The organism is Parabacteroides sp. KHUB-03, from assembly GCF_056640975.1.
In genome coordinates, this window is sequence record NZ_CM153257.1 from 1,033,702 (window position 1) to 1,050,000 (window position 16,299).

Annotated in this window: 12 protein-coding genes, 2 tRNA genes and 2 rRNA genes (1 of these 16 only partly in view); 12 read left to right on the forward strand and 4 right to left on the reverse strand. The window is 42.1% G+C overall.

Going from position 1 to position 16,299, the window contains the following annotated elements:
- Window positions 1-2: 2 nt before the first annotated feature.
- On the reverse strand, window positions 3-836 hold the full coding sequence (locus tag ACYIB7_RS04510; protein WP_480338242.1) for an OmpA/MotB family protein: 834 nt from the start codon (window positions 834-836) through the stop codon (window positions 3-5).
- A gap of 252 nt (window positions 837-1,088) precedes the next feature.
- Between ACYIB7_RS04510 and ACYIB7_RS04515 the strand changes: the two genes are divergently transcribed.
- The 8 genes from ACYIB7_RS04515 to ACYIB7_RS04550 all read left to right on the forward strand — a co-directional run bounded on the left by ACYIB7_RS04515 (window position 1,089) and on the right by ACYIB7_RS04550 (window position 10,962).
- On the forward strand, window positions 1,089-2,429 hold the full coding sequence (locus ACYIB7_RS04515; RefSeq protein ID WP_103984377.1) for a sigma-54-dependent transcriptional regulator: 1,341 nt from the start codon (window positions 1,089-1,091) through the stop codon (window positions 2,427-2,429).
- Window positions 2,430-2,736: 307 nt separating this feature from the next.
- Window positions 2,737-2,817, forward strand: coding sequence for a potassium-transporting ATPase subunit F (locus tag ACYIB7_RS04520; protein ID WP_103984378.1), 81 nt, complete (start codon window positions 2,737-2,739; stop codon window positions 2,815-2,817).
- Between the two features lie 18 nt (window positions 2,818-2,835).
- Complete coding sequence (gene kdpA, locus ACYIB7_RS04525; protein ID WP_480338243.1) at window positions 2,836-4,542, forward strand: potassium-transporting ATPase subunit KdpA; 1,707 nt, start codon at window positions 2,836-2,838, stop codon at window positions 4,540-4,542.
- 24 nt (window positions 4,543-4,566) lie between these two features.
- Window positions 4,567-6,606 carry a potassium-transporting ATPase subunit KdpB gene (gene kdpB / locus ACYIB7_RS04530; protein ID WP_480338244.1) on the forward strand — a complete coding sequence of 680 codons (2,040 nt, stop codon included), beginning with the start codon at window positions 4,567-4,569 and terminating at the stop codon, window positions 6,604-6,606.
- Between the two features lie 136 nt (window positions 6,607-6,742).
- Window positions 6,743-7,324: a K(+)-transporting ATPase subunit C gene (locus ACYIB7_RS04535; protein WP_103984381.1), complete on the forward strand. Its 582-nt coding sequence runs from the start codon at window positions 6,743-6,745 to the stop codon at window positions 7,322-7,324.
- Between the two features lie 8 nt (window positions 7,325-7,332).
- Window positions 7,333-8,088, forward strand: a complete 756-nt coding sequence (locus ACYIB7_RS04540; RefSeq protein ID WP_480338245.1) for a TorF family putative porin — start codon at window positions 7,333-7,335, stop codon at window positions 8,086-8,088.
- 19 nt (window positions 8,089-8,107) lie between these two features.
- Window positions 8,108-9,229 carry a sensor protein KdpD gene (locus tag ACYIB7_RS04545; protein WP_103984383.1) on the forward strand — a complete coding sequence of 374 codons (1,122 nt, stop codon included), beginning with the start codon at window positions 8,108-8,110 and terminating at the stop codon, window positions 9,227-9,229.
- Window positions 9,230-9,243: 14 nt separating this feature from the next.
- Window positions 9,244-10,962, forward strand: coding sequence for a sensor histidine kinase (locus ACYIB7_RS04550; protein WP_480338452.1), 1,719 nt, complete (start codon window positions 9,244-9,246; stop codon window positions 10,960-10,962).
- 19 nt (window positions 10,963-10,981) lie between these two features.
- Here ACYIB7_RS04550 and ACYIB7_RS04555 read toward each other — a convergent pair whose 3' ends face one another.
- From ACYIB7_RS04555 to ACYIB7_RS04565, 3 genes are all read right to left on the reverse strand, one after another.
- Complete coding sequence (locus tag ACYIB7_RS04555; RefSeq protein ID WP_480338246.1) at window positions 10,982-11,818, reverse strand: head GIN domain-containing protein; 837 nt, start codon at window positions 11,816-11,818, stop codon at window positions 10,982-10,984.
- Between the two features lie 134 nt (window positions 11,819-11,952).
- Window positions 11,953-12,375, reverse strand: coding sequence for a large-conductance mechanosensitive channel protein MscL (mscL, locus tag ACYIB7_RS04560; RefSeq protein WP_099463316.1), 423 nt, complete (start codon window positions 12,373-12,375; stop codon window positions 11,953-11,955).
- Between the two features lie 58 nt (window positions 12,376-12,433).
- The gene (locus tag ACYIB7_RS04565) at window positions 12,434-12,961 is read right to left on the reverse strand and encodes a lipocalin family protein (protein ID WP_103984386.1); all 528 of its coding nucleotides are present in this window, start codon (window positions 12,959-12,961) and stop codon (window positions 12,434-12,436) included.
- A 694-nt stretch (window positions 12,962-13,655) separates the two neighbouring features.
- Here ACYIB7_RS04565 and ACYIB7_RS04570 point away from each other — a divergent pair.
- The 4 genes from ACYIB7_RS04570 to ACYIB7_RS04585 form a co-directional block, all read left to right on the forward strand.
- A 16S ribosomal RNA gene (locus ACYIB7_RS04570) occupies window positions 13,656-15,183 on the forward strand.
- 189 nt (window positions 15,184-15,372) lie between these two features.
- Window positions 15,373-15,446 (forward strand) — tRNA-Ile (locus ACYIB7_RS04575).
- Between the two features lie 22 nt (window positions 15,447-15,468).
- Window positions 15,469-15,545, forward strand: a tRNA-Ala gene (locus ACYIB7_RS04580).
- 138 nt (window positions 15,546-15,683) lie between these two features.
- Window positions 15,684-16,299 (forward strand): 23S ribosomal RNA (locus ACYIB7_RS04585); it runs 2,263 nt beyond the window's last position.
- The 16S and 23S rRNA genes sit together here with 2 tRNA genes alongside, the layout of an rRNA operon.

Below are 16,299 nucleotides of genomic sequence, written 5' to 3' on the forward strand. Positions count from 1 at the left end.
CGTTATTTCAGTATCTCCAGCAGTTTGTTCAACTTCGGAGCCATGATGATTTCCGTACGGCGGTTCTTACTGCGGCCGTCAGCTGTTTCATTGTCGGCTACAGGCATAAATTCTCCCCGGCCGCTGGGTTGTATTTGCAACGGGTTCACACCATAATCTTTGGTAAGTATGCGGACAACGGAAGTTGCACGGATCACACTCAAGTCCCAGTTGTCTTTGAATTGGGCAGTGTTGATTGGCTTACTATCCGTATGGCCTTCTATATATACATCTATGTCTGTCTGTTTATTCAGCACTTCTGCCAATTTAGCCAGTGCTTCTTTACCGCGTTTGTCTACTTTGGCACTACCCGATTCGAAGAGAAGTTTGTCGGACATGGCAACATATACTTTGCCATCTTTTTCGGTAACTGTAAGCTCGTCGCTGCTGAACCCCAGAAGAGCATCTTTTACACTATTCAACAGAGTTTGTACTTTCTCGTTCTGGGCATGGATCAAATCCTGCAGTTCGTTGATGGTACGTTCGCGCTTATCTAATTCACTCATCTTTTCACTAAGAAGCGAATTTAATTTATCCTGTTCGCCCATATTGGCATTGAGCATTGTCTGATAGTTACGGATGTTACGTCCCATTTGTGCTGTGTCGCGCAACAATTCATTCAGACGGGCAGATAACTGGGTATTGTCGTCACCGCATTTACCAAGTTGTTCCTTTAAAGCTTCGGCACGTCCGATAGCTTCCAGACGACCGTTTTCGGCTAATAAATACTTCCCTTTTGTAACGCAGGAAGTGCAAACCAACAGTGTTGAGGCTGCTACGATTACTGCTTTCTTCATAATGACAAATAAAATTTAGCGAATGTAATATTTATTACATTTTACATGCATATTGTTTAGTTTATTTGTTTTCCGTAAACATAATTAAAGAATAGACCGTATGAATATAAACGAATTATAGAATGCTATGCTGTTTTTATGAGAGATGGATTGTGTCTGCTTATTCGGAAAAGAATTCTTTGCATATGTTCGGATTTTTATCGAATATTGCACTTTGAAAATTCTGTTGGAAAGTTGACATAGTATCAGAAGATGGGGAAAGTACTTATTATTGATGACGAGAAGCAGATACTGAGTTTACTGTCACGTATTATCGGGCTGGAAGGATATGAAGTTTATCAGGCTTCTTCCTGTAAAACCGGTTTGAAGCAGCTTGAGCAGTATACACCGGAAGTGGTGTTGTGCGACGTGCGGCTACCGGATGGAAGTGGTGTGGAATTAGTTTCGGAGTTGAAGAAGCTGTGTCCCTTAACGGAAGTTATTTTACTTACGGCGCATGGCAATATACCTGATGGTGTTCAGGCTATTAAGAACGGAGCGTACAATTATATAACAAAAGGAGATGACAATAACTGTATTCTTCCTTTAATTGCGCAGGCAATGGACAAAGCCTCGTTAGCTTATCGTCAACAAAAAGAAACAGTTTCGTCTGTAGGGCAGCAATACTCTTTTGATGTGATTGTTGGTAATTCTCCTGCCATCCGGGAGGCTGTTTCTTTGGCACAGAAAGTAGCTACTACAGATGTTCCGGTTTTGCTGACTGGCGAAACAGGAACGGGTAAGGAGGTCTTTGCCCAATCTATCCACCGGCACAGTGATCGTCAAGGAAAGGCTTTTGTTGCGGTCAACTGTTCTTCTTTCAGCCGTGATCTTTTGGAAAGCGAGATGTTTGGTCATAAGGCTGGGGCATTCACAGGAGCTTTGAAGGAGACAAAAGGCTTGTTTGAAGAAGCATCCGGAGGTACGATATTTCTTGATGAAATAGGAGAGATGGCTTTTGATTTGCAAGCTAAATTATTGCGTATTCTGGAGACCGGAGAATTTCTGAAGATCGGGGATACTAAACCAATCAAGGTTGATGTCCGTGTTATTGCTGCTACAAACCGGGACTTAGCCAAAGAAATTGCTAATAATAATTTTCGTGAGGATCTTTTCTATCGCCTGTCGGTTTTCCAGATTCATCTGCCGGCTTTACGTGATCGTACTGGCGATATTCCTCTTTATGTAAAAGCGTTTGTTGATGTATTTGCTGCAAAGATGGGTAAAAAGCAGATGAGGGTTTCTTCCGAATATATTAACGCCTTAAAGCTTCATCCCTGGAAAGGAAATGTTCGTGAACTGCGCAATGTAATAGAACGTAGTCTTATTATAGCTGATGGAGATGTCCTGACTATCGATACTCTACCTTTATATATGCTCCATCCGGAAGCTGCTTCTGCAGATAATTATTCGGGTTTTGACCTGAGTGGAATGGAAAAAATGCACATTTCGAAAGTTCTTAAATATACGAATGGTAATAAAACCGAAACTTCACGCCTGCTAGGTATAGGCCTTACTACATTATACAGAAAAATAGAAGAATACGGATTATAATTTTCTGTTCTTTTTTTCATTTTGAAAAACCAACCCTTCCATTTTGAAAAGGTATAAGATAAATTCTTATACCTTCTTTTTTATGTAAAATACTGCTTTGTAGTATGTTATGGATTTATTTCCTCTTTTGGCATGCCTTTGGTTTATAGAATAGCGAAATCAAGAGTATGAATAGATTAAAAGAAATTTGGTCATGGAAAATTCACTGTCATTTTTATTTATGTGTTTGACGGGCGTTGCCTGTTATTGGTTCTTTTTTAAGTGTGTTGATTGGTTCGAAAAGATTTAGAAGAAAGGAGATTTAAGTATGTATTTGATTTTAGCTATACTTTGTTTGGTAATCTTCGGGTATCTGATGTATGTATTGGTTAAACCCGAAAAGTTTTAATTCTAATAAGACGAAAAGATGAATACTGAATTGTTGGGCGTTATTGCGCAAATAGTCCTCTTGCTCGTATTGAGCTATCCGTTGGGAAAACATATTGCGAAAGTATATAAGGACGGAAGCGACTGGATGCGTTTTATGGCTCCGGTAGAGAAGTTTATGTATAAGATTTGCGGAATCAACCCCGAAGAAGAGATGAACTGGAAGGTTTTCCTCAAATCATTGCTTGTTATTAATATATTCTGGTTCTTTTGGGGAATGATCTTGCTGGTATTACAGGGTTACCTTCCGTTGAATCCGGACGGAAATGCGGGACAAACGCCCGATCAGGCGTTTAATACCTGTATCAGTTTTATGGTAAACTGCAACCTGCAGCATTATAGTGGCGAAAGTGGTTTGACTTACTTCACTCAATTGTTTGTTATTATGCTGTTTCAGTTTATTACGGCAGCAACCGGTATGGCTGCAATGGCCGGAGTAATGAAGGCGATGGCAGCCAAAACAACACAAACAATTGGTAATTTCTGGAAATATCTGGTGATAAGCTGTACACGTATTTTGTTCCCTATGTCTCTGATTGTTGGTTTAATCCTTATCCTGCAAGGTGTTCCGATGGGCTTTGACGGAAAGATGAAAGTTGCAACATTAGAAGGTGCCGAACAATTAGTTTCGCAGGGCCCGACAGCGGCTATTGTTCCTATTAAGCAGTTGGGAACGAATGGCGGAGGTTACTTTGGCGTGAACTCTTCGCATCCGTTGGAGAATCCTACCTATCTGACGAATATGCTGGAATGCTGGTCTATACTGATTATACCTATGGCAATGATCTTTGCTTTGGGTTTTTATCTGAAACGTAAAAAACTGGCTTATTCTATCTTTGGCGTGATGCTGTTTGCTTATCTGGCGGGCGTTTGCCTTAATGTATATCAGGAAATGAACGGTAATCCGAAGATCAGTGAAATGACGATTGACCAATGGTGTGGTTCGATGGAAGGGAAAGAAACACGAATCGGGGCGGCTGCCACTGCTTTATGGTCGGTAACGACTACGGTCACTTCTAACGGTTCGGTAAATGGTATGCACGACAGCCTGACGCCGCTTAGTGGAATGGTTGCTATGTTGAATATGCAGATCAATACTTGGTTTGGTGGTGTAGGCGTTGGTTTTCTTAATTATTATACGTTCCTTATTATAGCTGTGTTTATTAGCGGGCTGATGGTAGGACGTACTCCTGAATTTCTGGGAAAGAAGATAGAAGCCCGGGAAATGAAGATTGCTACTATCGTGGCACTTGCTCATCCATTTGTAATTTTATTCTTTACAGCCTTGTCAAGTTATATTTATGCGCATCATCCCGGTATTGTGGAAGCGGAAGGCGGCTGGTTGAACAATCCGGGATACCACGGTTTTAGCGAGATGCTTTATGAATATACATCTTCGTCCGCTAACAATGGTTCCGGTTTTGAAGGTTTGGGCGATAATACCTGGTTCTGGAACTTTACCTGTGGTCTGGCATTAGTTATTTCGCGCTATTTGCCGATTATCGGTCAGGTTGCTATTGCCGGATTGCTGGCTCAGAAAAAATTCATTCCCGAAAGTGCTGGCACATTAAAGACAGACACAGGTACATTTGCCGTGATGACATTCTGCGTTATCGTGATTGTAGCTGCTTTGTCCTTCTTCCCTGCATTATCATTAGGCCCGATCGCCGAGTATTTCTCGTTGTAATTCATAATTTATAATTGATAATTCATGAAAAGTAATAAATCCGCTTCTTTGTTTCCAAAGGAGCTCGTCATAGAAAGCTTAAAGCAATCGTTCGTTAAGTTGAATCCACGCACGATGTTTCGTAATCCGATTATGTTTATTGTGGAGATTGTGACCTTTGTAATGTTCATTGTTACAATCTGGGCTGCTGCAACCGGTGCTCAGGATCAAGGTTCGTTTGGTTACAATCTGTTGGTGTTTCTCGTTTTGTTTGTTACGTTGTTGTTTGCCAATTTCGCCGAGGCTATTGCCGAAGCACGCGGTAAGGCACAGGCCGATAGTTTGCGTAAAACCCGCGAAGAAACACCGGCCAGGCTGCTTATCGGTAATGATATTAAAGTAGTCAGTTCTTCCCGGTTGAAGAGAGGCGATATCTTTGTCTGTGAAGCCGGTGATACTATTCCTATCGACGGAGAAATTCTGGAAGGTCTGGCTTCCATTGACGAAAGTGCCATAACTGGTGAATCGGCTCCTGTGATTCGAGAGGCCGGAGGTGATAAAAGTTCCGTAACCGGCGGTACGAAAGTACTGTCCGACCAGATAAAAGTAGTAGTTACCACCCAACCGGGCGAGAGCTTCTTAGATAAGATGATAGCGTTGGTAGAAGGTGCTTCACGTAAAAAGACTCCAAACGAAATTGCACTGACAATTCTTTTGGCCGGCTTTACACTGGTGTTTGTTATTGTATGCGCAACTCTTAAACCTTTTGCCGATTATTCTGGTACGGCAATTACGGTAGCTGCTTTTATTTCTCTGTTTGTTTGTCTGATACCGACAACTATCGGCGGTTTGCTCTCGGCTATCGGTATTGCGGGGATGGATCGCGCCCTTCGTGCCAATGTTATTACCAAATCGGGCAAAGCTGTCGAAACGGCCGGCGATATAGATACTTTGCTTCTTGATAAAACCGGAACTATTACGATCGGTAATCGTAAGGCAACCCAGTTTTATCCTGTATCCGGAATAGATAAACTATCCTTTGTTCGAGCCTGCCTGATGGCGTCTTTGTCAGATGAAACTCCGGAAGGTAAGTCTATTGTTGAACTCGGACGTGAGAAAGGGATTCGTATACGGGATTTAAGTACTTCCGGTTCGCGAATGATTAAATTTACTGCTGAGACCAAATGCTCTGGCGTCGATTTAAAAGACGGAACCCGCATCCGCAAAGGTGCCTTTGATGCAATCCGTAAGATGAGTGAAGCTGCTGGCAATCAATATCCGGAAGAAGTGGCCGATCTGGTACGGAATATTACCAGCAATGGCGGTACTCCGCTTGTTGTCTCCCAAGATAACTTCATTATCGGTGTGATCGAATTGCAGGATATTATCAAACCGGGTATTCAGGAACGTTTTGAGCGTTTACGCAAGATGGGTGTTAAAACCGTGATGGTGACGGGAGATAATCCGTTGACTGCAAAATATATTGCCGAGAAAGCGGGTGTAGACGACTATATAGCCGAAGCAAAGCCGGAAGACAAAATGAATTACATTAAGAAAGAACAGGATGCCGGAAAGTTGGTTGCCATGATGGGAGACGGTACGAATGATGCGCCGGCACTGGCGCAGGCAAATGTAGGTGTGGCGATGAACAGCGGTACACAAGCGGCCAAAGAAGCCGGCAATATGGTGGACTTGGACAATGATCCGACTAAACTGATAGAAATTGTTGAGATAGGTAAGCAATTATTAATGACGCGTGGTACGCTGACAACTTTCAGTATTGCTAACGACGTTGCAAAGTACTTTGCCATTATACCCGCTTTATTCATGGCTTCTATACCTGCATTGGGTGCACTTAATATCATGCATCTGCACAGTCCGGAGTCTGCTATTCTGAGCGCCGTTATTTTCAATGCGATCATTATCCCGGTTCTGATACCTTTGGCTCTGCGCGGTGTAGCTTACAAACCGATTGGAGCTTCGGCGTTGCTTCGCCGTAACCTGCTGATTTATGGTGGTAGTGGCGTTCTTGTTCCGTTTGTCGGGATTAAGTTGATCGATATGGTAGTTAGCCTTTTCTTTTAGGCATTTGAATTAAAGAAAAAACAGGAAGAAAAAGTATGTTGACAATGATAGACCGAGCGGCTGATAATTATCAAATTACTCTTTCTTCGGTTGAAATAGAAAATAAACGTAATAGTAAAAAGAAATAATTAGCGATATGATTAAGAATTTGTTGAAATCATTCAAACTGACACTGGCGTTTTGTGCATTTTTTGGTGTCTTTTATGTATTTGTTTTGTGGATATTTGCCTTTGTGTTCAGCCCGAATAAAGGCAATGCCGAAGTAGTGGAACTGAATGGAAAGGTAATAGGTGCAGCCAATATCGGACAGGCCTTTACACAGGATATTTATTTCTGGGGACGTCCTTCACGTGCGGGTGACGGATATGATGCAACCAGTTCGGCAGGTAGCAATAAAGGTCCTTCCAACGAAGAATACCTGGCGGAGGTGAAAGTCCGTATAGATACTTTTTTACTGTATCATCCTTATTTAAAACGCGATCAGGTACCGGCCGAAATGGTGACAGCCAGTGCGTCAGGTCTTGATCCTGATATTTCTCCGAAAGCGGCCTTTGTGCAAGCCAAGCGCGTAGCTGATGCTCGTGGACTGCCCGAAGAAAAGGTAATGGCCTTGATTACAGAAAATACAGAGGCTCCTTTATTGGGTCTTTTCGGCATGGCAAAAGTGAATGTATTGAAATTGAATGTATCATTAGATAAGGCAATAAGCCGTAATTGATAGAAGTTATGAAATTGGATAAGTTAAAGATTGCCGGAATTACAGTAATAGCTTTATTGCTGTTTGTCCCGGCTGCAAAGGCAAGTACGAATAATAGTGGTTTAGGTTTTACGGTACAGGGTGATTTGGTAAGTTCATATATCTGGCGCGGTATGTATCAGACGGGAGCAAGTTTTCAGCCAACGTTGGGACTGAATGTTGCCGGTTTCTCGTTTACGGTTTGGGGTTCTACGGACTTTGATGGTTATCAGGCTTCGGAAGGATTGGCGAATAAGGAAATTGATATGACAGCGGCTTATACGTTCGGTAATACCGGACTGACGCTGTCTGTTGCCGATCTTTGGTGGGCAGGGCAAGGAGCCAACAAATTCTTTAACTTTAAAAGTAAAGAAACGGCGCACCATTTAGAAGGTGGATTGGCATACACGTTGCCGATAGAGAAGTTCCCGCTTTCGATGGCTTGGTATACGATGTTTTTCGGGATGGACAAAAATGCGGAAGGCAGACAGAACTATTCTTCGTATGCCGAACTGAACTTTCCGTTCTCGGTGAAAAGAGTCGGTTTGAATGTTACCTGCGGAGTCGTTCCTTATAAAGCGTTGCAATACTATACGAATAGTTTTGCCGTAACGAATGTTGCCTTGAAAGGAACAACGGAAATAAAGATAACGGATTCATTCTCTTTGCCTATATTTGCGCATGCAATCTGGAATCCGCGTTTGGAAGACATGCATTTGGTATTCGGATTTACATTGAAACCATAAAGCAACAGAAAGCGACTATATGGATAGACAGCATAGCGTACAACACTTTTTAGATTTGCTCAAGAAGTCCCGCCGTGGGAATTTTAAGGTCTACATCGGTATGATTGCTGGTGTAGGCAAATCATATCGTATGCTACAGGAAGCACACGACTTGCTGAACAGCGGTATTGACATCCAGATCGGTTATATTGAAACACACGGACGTGTGGAAACTGAAGCTTTGGTGGCCGGACTGCCCGTTATTTCCCGGAAAAAATTATTTTATAAAGGGAAAGAGGTGGAAGAAATGGATTTGCAAGCTATTCTGAGTATTCATCCCGAAGTTGTAATAGTGGATGAGTTAGCGCATACGAATGTAGAAGGTAGCAAAAACGAGAAACGCTGGCAGGATGTGATAGATATTCTGGAGGCTGGAATCAGTGTGATTACGGCAGTCAATATACAGCATCTGGAAGGATTGAACGAAGAGGTACAGTATATTGCCGGTGTAGAAGTAAAGGAACGTATTCCTGACAGCGTACTGGAACAGGCAGACGAAGTGGTAAACATCGACTTGACTGCCGATGAACTTCTTGCCCGCCTTAAAGCAGGAAAAATTTATAAGCCCGAAAAGATACAGACTGCGTTGAATAATTTCTTTAAGTCTGAGAATATTCTTCAACTCCGCGAACTGGCTTTGAAAGAAGTAGCACTACGGGTGGAGAAGAAGGTGGAAAACTATGTACAAGAGAACTTTAGAGTGCGTCACGAACGTTTTTTGGCTTGTATTAGTAGTAACGAGAAGACGCCGCGGAAAGTAATTCGCAAGGTAGCGCGGCTGGCAACGCGTTATAACTCGAAGTTTTATGTACTGTATGTTCAGACTCCGCGTGAAAGTGTGGAGCGGATTCCGTTGGTTAGTCAACGTCATTTGTCCAATCATTTCAAACTGGCTACAGAGTTAGGTGGAGAAATAATACAAATGCAATCGAAGAATGTTTCGGAATGTATCGTGCAGGTATGCAGGGAGAAACAAATTACTACGGTTTGTGTAGGAAAACCGTCTTTACGTTTCTCGTCCGTTATTGTATCTCTGCTGGATTATCGGATGTTATTGAATAATTTGTCGCAATTAAATATTGACCTTGTAATTATAGCTTGAGTATGTTTCAATCCATTCATTTAAAGATTAAAACAAAGCTGACTTATGGAATAGGTTTGCTGTTTGCAATGATTGTCTTGCTGGGCTGTTTGTCGGTAGAGAATATTTTGAATATGTCTTCCGATACACAGAATATTCTGGCAGATAACTACAACTCTTTACTTTATTCGCGCCGGATGCTGGATGCGTTGGAGCGGATCAAAACAGACCCGGTTGCCCGTTCTGAGTTTGAGAAGAATCTGGAATTGCAGAAAAAGAATATTACTGAAGTTGATGAAAATGCAGCTACTTCGTATTTGGCTATGCGTTATGAGTCGATGCTGAAAGACCGGAACGATACAACAATTCAGCGTGTGCGTATAGCCTTGAATCAGGTGATGAGTCTGAATATGGCATCTATTTACCGTAAAAGCCAGGTGGCGGAATCAACAGCACACCAAGCTTTGCTTTGGATTGGGGTGATTGGTGTGTTGTGCATACTTATAGCTTTTGTATTTCTGATAAAGCTTCCTCGTTCTATTGATGCTCCTATCCGTAAACTGAAAGACGGTATTATGGGAATTGCGAATCATAATTATGAAAAGCGGCTGGATTTGGGCGGGTATGAGGAATTTGCAGAAGTAGCGAACTCCTTCAATCGTATGGCAGAGCATCTTGCCGAATATCGTAAAAGCACATTGGCGGATATTATTCAGGCAAAGAAATATATTGAAGCAATTGTAAACAGTATCAATGAACCGATTATAGGTCTGAATGGTGACCGTTCGATTCTTTTTGCCAATGATGAAGCGTTAACGATTCTGAACCTGAAGCGGGAAAATGTGATTGGTAAGTCCGCAGCCGAATTAGCGTTGAAGAATGATTTGCTTCGCCGTTTGATTCGCGAATTGATTCAACCCAATGAGAAGAACGAGCCGCTGAAGATTTATGCAGATAATAAAGAAAGCTATTTTCAGGCCAAATATATTCCGATCCATGTGTCGGATGAAGATACGATGAAGAACCAGTATGTCGGTGATGTGATCTTGCTGAAAAATATTACAGAGTTTAAGGAATTGGATTCGGCTAAGACTACTTTTATTTCTACTATTTCGCATGAACTGAAAACACCTATTGCTGCTATAATGATGAGCCTGAAACTGCTTGATGATAACCGTATCGGAGATATGAACGACGAACAGAAAGCTTTGGCGCAAAGTATTAAGGAAAGCAGCGATCGTTTGCTCGAAATTACCGGCGAACTTTTAAAGATGACGCAAGTGGAAACCGGTAAATTGCAGTTAAACCCGAAGATAACGAAACCAATTGAATTGATCGATTATGCAATCAAGGCAAACCGCGTGCAGGCCGAACGTTTCGGTTGTCATATAGAAGTAGAATACCCGGAGAAGATTTCCAAATTATTTGTGGATAGTGAGAAGATTGCTTGGGTACTTACAAACCTGCTTTCTAATGCGATTCATTATACGCCGGAAAATGGACGGATCATCATTGGAGCCCGGCAGTTGGATAAAGCGATCGATATTTTCGTTCAGGATTTCGGGAAAGGCATCGATCCTCGTTATCATCAAAGTATCTTCGACCGTTATTTTCGTGTTCCGGGTACGAAAGTACAAGGCAGTGGTTTAGGTCTGGCAATTAGTAAAGATTTTGTAGAAGCCCATGGCGGTACTATCCGGGTGGATAGTGAAGTTGGGAAAGGAAGTACATTTGTAATCCGGTTTGTCATATAGAAAATAGAAAAGAGGGCAATTAAAAGCCCTCTTTTGTAATATTGCTACCTACGGAAGTCGAAGAGTTAAGTTCTGGATTCCCTTTATAATGTATATCGCTACCTACGCTGGCAGAAGCTTTTAAATAGTCTGTGACATGTGTATATATGCCGGATCCGCTACTGGCAGAACACTCTAACCGGACTATAATGAAATCGCTTCCTTTGATATTGGATCCTCTGGAAGCTTTATATAAAGCACTGTTTGCTTTCCCTTTAAGAGTGAGGTCGCTACCGCTGGTAGCTTTGCATTGGATCGATTCGCAAGTGAGGCTGCTAAGCACAATATCTCCTCCTGCCCGTGCTGTCACTGTACAATGATTCATTTGTACCGGATATTTCATAGTAATATCACTGCCCTTGCTTGTCAATATTTCCAGGTCGTCACCGGATAAAGGACTTTGTAACGCGAAATCTATGTTACCTGATGTATGGATTTTCTTTAAATTTTTGGATGTTCCATTTAGTTTGAAAGTGGTCGGGATTAATTCCTCCCCTCCTTTTGTGGTAATAGTTAGCTCTTCGTTGTTCGTCTTAATATTCAGGTATGGATAGAGATTCTCATCTATAATAATCTGAAGTGAAGCTGTTTCTTCCTGCTTATAATTAAATATGTATGAGGTTTGTTGTCCACTGGAAAACCAGTTGAACCAGCTGTTGTTGGATCCTAATGTGTTGGAACTTAGTAAGACTGAAGAGTATTCTCCTACTGAAATTTGTTTGGTTGTGATCTTACCGTTCCCTTTTATTGTTTTTGCCATGCAAGGCATTGTACAAAGGGTTATCAACGTAAATAATGTCATGATTCTTGTTTCCATAGTCGATAGAATTTAATCGTTTTTCTATTTAGACGCATGTAACAGGAAAATGGTTACATATTTTGGCACAAAAAACGTTACGTTAGATTCCTCTACTCAAAGCATATGGAATTATAACGTAACGTTTTGTTCCTTTACCCCTGCTTTTTCAGTAAGTCCCGAATTTCAGTAAGCAATTGTATGTCGGCAGGAGGAGCCGGTGGGGCGGGCGGAGTTTCTTCTTTCTTTTTACTTAAAGAATTCATACCTTTAATTAATAAGAATATGGCGAAGGCAATGATAATAAAATCAAGAGTAACCTGTATAAAGTTGCCGTAATTTATACTTACAGCGGGGGTGATGATTTTATCGCCTTCCATAACTGCATGTTTAAGCGTAATTTTCAGATCTGTGAAATTAACACCACCAATCAGTAATCCGATTGGAGGCATAATAAGATCGGCTACAACAGATGATACAATTTTGCCGAAAGCACCACCTATAATGATACCTACTGCCATATCTACCACGTTTCCGCGCATGGCAAACTGCTTAAATTCTTGTAATATATTTCCCATATTGTGTATTTTAGTTATAATTACAAATGTAATTTTTAATTTTGCATTATCATAACGTTTATTCCTTTTGTTTGATTCTCTTTACTATGGAGATGTCATATCCTCTTTGTTCTGCTTTGTTTAATAGAAGACGGATAGTTTCTTCGGGCAACTGAGGTGTACGGCTTAATATCCATAGATATTCTGATGTATTGCTGCCAATTAAAGCATATGAATAGTTTTTGCTGTCTAATTCCATTATATTGTATTCCGCATAAAACCAAAGAAAAAACGAAACTTTTAATTTTCCGGGTTCGGAGGCATTTGTTATTTTGGCTACACCTTTGGCTGTTTTGAAGTCTCCGGAGAAATCATTCCAGTATCCGCTGTTTATCACTTGTATCTTGCCATTGGGTAGTTTTGTGTATTGGGCTGTAACGCCAACCAGGTTATGTTCAAAACGATGGTCTATCCGTGCTATTTCAAACCATTTGCCCATATATTTATCTATGTCAATTGTTTTTATAGTTGTTTTGTCGATATCACGTTGTATGCATGAAGTATTCATTAGTAATATATATGTAAAGATTGTAAGTTTTAAATTCATATTTTAATTATTTCTTCTTATTATAAAACATAAGCTGTAGAGAAAAGGTTTTTTAGGAGCCTTTATTCAAATCATCCCGATGAAATAATAAAATCATCCCGATCTTTTTTTTAAATCATCGGGATGATTAATTTTCTGATTTTTGAATGTATTAAGCTTATTTGGTATCTTTAAGATGCCTGATCTGGCTTTGGCGGTATTGGAGGTATGCTATATTTGTTCCTTGAATATTACTGGCTGGGTTTTTCGTACATTATATATATAAATAAATCGTTAAGATTTAGGGATAACGAATCTGATAATTTTTTTTCAATATGTAACTTGCGGATGTTATGCAAATTAGGTTGTGCGCCTTGTTTTGTTTAAAAAAATAGTTGGAATAAAGTTTGGAATATATGTTTAAGAGCATTACTTTTGCATCCGCATTCGAGAGAGAATGATTGGTGAATGGATATTGAACAATATTTTTATCAAAAAAGTTCCATAAACATTTGGAGCTAATAAATAAAAAGTTTTATCTTTGCATCCACGTTCGCTAAAAAAGCGGGTGTATAACGAGTTCTTTGAAAGATTTACATACAACAAGTAGTACAAGTATTATACAGACATTAGATGTTTGTTTTATAGAATAATAATACCGTCAATTACTTAATAGATTTAGAGATTCTGAGCAAAAGGTATAAGAAACAAATTAACAACGAAGAGTTTGATCCTGGCTCAGGATGAACGCTAGCGACAGGCTTAACACATGCAAGTCGAGGGGTAGCAGGGGGTAGCAATATCCCGCTGACGACCGGCGCACGGGTGAGTAACGCGTATGCAACTTACCTATCAGAGAGGGATAACCCGGCGAAAGTCGGACTAATACCACATGAAACAGGGATCCCGCATGGGAATATTTGTTAAAGATTTATTGCTGATAGATAGGCATGCGTTCCATTAGATAGTTGGTGGGGTAACGGCCCACCAAGTCTGCGATGGATAGGGGTTCTGAGAGGAAGGTCCCCCACATTGGTACTGAGACACGGACCAAACTCCTACGGGAGGCAGCAGTGAGGAATATTGGTCAATGGGCGAGAGCCTGAACCAGCCAAGTCGCGTGAAGGATGAAGGTTCTATGGATTGTAAACTTCTTTTAGAGGGGAATAAAGTGCGGGACGTGTCCTGTTTTGTATGTACCCTCTGAATAAGCATCGGCTAACTCCGTGCCAGCAGCCGCGGTAATACGGAGGATGCGAGCGTTATCCGGATTTATTGGGTTTAAAGGGTGCGTAGGTGGATGTTTAAGTCAGCGGTGAAAGTTTGTGGCTCAACCATAAAATTGCCGTTGAAACTGGATATCTTGAGTATGTTTGAGGTAGGCGGAATGCGTGGTGTAGCGGTGAAATGCATAGATATCACGCAGAACTCCGATTGCGAAGGCAGCTTACTAAACCAACACTGACACTGAAGCACGAAAGCGTGGGTATCAAACAGGATTAGATACCCTGGTAGTCCACGCAGTAAACGATGATTACTAGGAGTTTGCGATATACAGTAAGCTCTACAGCGAAAGCGTTAAGTAATCCACCTGGGGAGTACGCCGGCAACGGTGAAACTCAAAGGAATTGACGGGGGCCCGCACAAGCGGAGGAACATGTGGTTTAATTCGATGATACGCGAGGAACCTTACCCGGGTTTGAACGTAAGAAGACCGGAGTGGAAACACTCTTTCTAGCAATAGCTTTTTACGAGGTGCTGCATGGTTGTCGTCAGCTCGTGCCGTGAGGTGTCGGCTTAAGTGCCATAACGAGCGCAACCCTTATCACTAGTTACTAACAGGTCAAGCTGAGGACTCTAGTGAGACTGCCAGCGTAAGCTGTGAGGAAGGTGGGGATGACGTCAAATCAGCACGGCCCTTACATCCGGGGCGACACACGTGTTACAATGGCATGGACAAAGGGCAGCTACACAGCGATGTGATGCTAATCCCCAAACCATGTCTCAGTTCGGATCGGAGTCTGCAACTCGACTCCGTGAAGCTGGATTCGCTAGTAATCGCGCATCAGCCATGGCGCGGTGAATACGTTCCCGGGCCTTGTACACACCGCCCGTCAAGCCATGGGAGCCGGGGGTACCTGAAGTCCGTAACCGTTGAGGATCGGCCTAGGGTAAAACTGGTGACTGGGGCTAAGTCGTAACAAGGTAGCCGTACCGGAAGGTGCGGCTGGAACACCTCCTTTCTGGAGCAAAGGGTCTCAAAAATAGAGTAAAGGAATCGGTATAATATTCTTTACTTGTACTACGGTTGCTATGTATTAAGAAATATGATCTTACTCAAAAAAGGAGAAATTATGGATAAGATTCCATGTTTGTCCTTAGGTAGGGAAAGAGAGAAAAATGATGCTGAGAGTAATCGAGGCAAAGTTGACAGTCCTATAGCTCAGTTGGTTAGAGCGCTACACTGATAATGTAGAGGTCGGCAGTTCAACTCTGCCTGGGACTACAAGAAAATCTCAAGAAAAAAGGGGGGATTAGCTCAGCTGGCTAGAGCATCTGCCTTGCACGCAGAGGGTCAACGGTTCGAATCCGTTATTCTCCACCAGGATTGCTGGGACGTCAGTGACGTCAGGCAGTCATAAAGATCTTTGACATGATGGACAAAAGAATAAAGTAAAGTAGAGCAAAGCTGAAGATATATCAGCCCGACGCAGTACTATTCGTAGTACGGTGTCAAAGGTGAAAGAAAGTAAGCAAGGGCAGACGGTGGATGCCTAGGCTCTCGGAGGCGATGAAGGACGTGATAAGCTGCGATAAGCTTGGGGTAGGTGCAAATAACCATTGATCCCAAGATTTCCGAATGGGGCAACCCGTCAGGTTGAAGACCTGTCACCATGTAACCATGGAGCGAACGTGGGGAACTGAAACATCTAAGTACCCATAGGAGAAGAAAACAAAAGTGATTCCGCAAGTAGTGGCGAGCGAACGCGGAAGAGCCCAAACCAATGCTGTTTAGGCAGTATTGGGGTTGTAGGACCACGGCATAGCAAGAAGTTATCGAAATAGAACGTTTTGGAAAGAACGGCCATAGACGGTGAAAGCCCGGTATATGACTCTTTAATGAAGCTTAGTGGTATCCTGAGTAGCGCGGGGCACGAGAAATCCTGTGTGAACCAGCGGGGCCCATCCCGTAAGGCTAAATACTCCCGAGAGACCGATAGTGAACCAGTACCGTGAGGGAAAGGTGAAAAGAACCTCGAACAGAGGAGTGAAATAGTCCCTGAACCCGTCTGCCTACAAGCGGTCGGAGCATCGTAAGATGTGACGGCGTGCCTTTTGCATAATGAACCTACGAGTTA

What these genes read in the sequence shown, in the direction of transcription:
- ACYIB7_RS04515 (WP_103984377.1), top strand. Translation starts at nt 1,089, where the DNA reads ATGGGGAAAGTACTTATTATTGATGACGAGAAGCAGATACTGAGTTTA.
- kdpB (WP_480338244.1), top strand. Translation starts at nt 4,567, where the DNA reads ATGAAAAGTAATAAATCCGCTTCTTTGTTTCCAAAGGAGCTCGTCATA.
- ACYIB7_RS04540 (WP_480338245.1), top strand. Translation starts at nt 7,333, where the DNA reads ATGAAATTGGATAAGTTAAAGATTGCCGGAATTACAGTAATAGCTTTA.
- ACYIB7_RS04555 (WP_480338246.1), bottom strand. Translation starts at nt 11,818, where the DNA reads ATGGAAACAAGAATCATGACATTATTTACGTTGATAACCCTTTGTACA.
- ACYIB7_RS04545 (WP_103984383.1), top strand. Translation starts at nt 8,108, where the DNA reads ATGGATAGACAGCATAGCGTACAACACTTTTTAGATTTGCTCAAGAAG.
- ACYIB7_RS04565 (WP_103984386.1), bottom strand. Translation starts at nt 12,961, where the DNA reads ATGAATTTAAAACTTACAATCTTTACATATATATTACTAATGAATACT.
- kdpA (WP_480338243.1), top strand. Translation starts at nt 2,836, where the DNA reads ATGAATACTGAATTGTTGGGCGTTATTGCGCAAATAGTCCTCTTGCTC.
- mscL (WP_099463316.1), bottom strand. Translation starts at nt 12,375, where the DNA reads ATGGGAAATATATTACAAGAATTTAAGCAGTTTGCCATGCGCGGAAAC.
- ACYIB7_RS04520 (WP_103984378.1), top strand. Translation starts at nt 2,737, where the DNA reads ATGTATTTGATTTTAGCTATACTTTGTTTGGTAATCTTCGGGTATCTG.
- ACYIB7_RS04510 (WP_480338242.1), bottom strand. Translation starts at nt 836, where the DNA reads ATGAAGAAAGCAGTAATCGTAGCAGCCTCAACACTGTTGGTTTGCACT.
- ACYIB7_RS04535 (WP_103984381.1), top strand. Translation starts at nt 6,743, where the DNA reads ATGATTAAGAATTTGTTGAAATCATTCAAACTGACACTGGCGTTTTGT.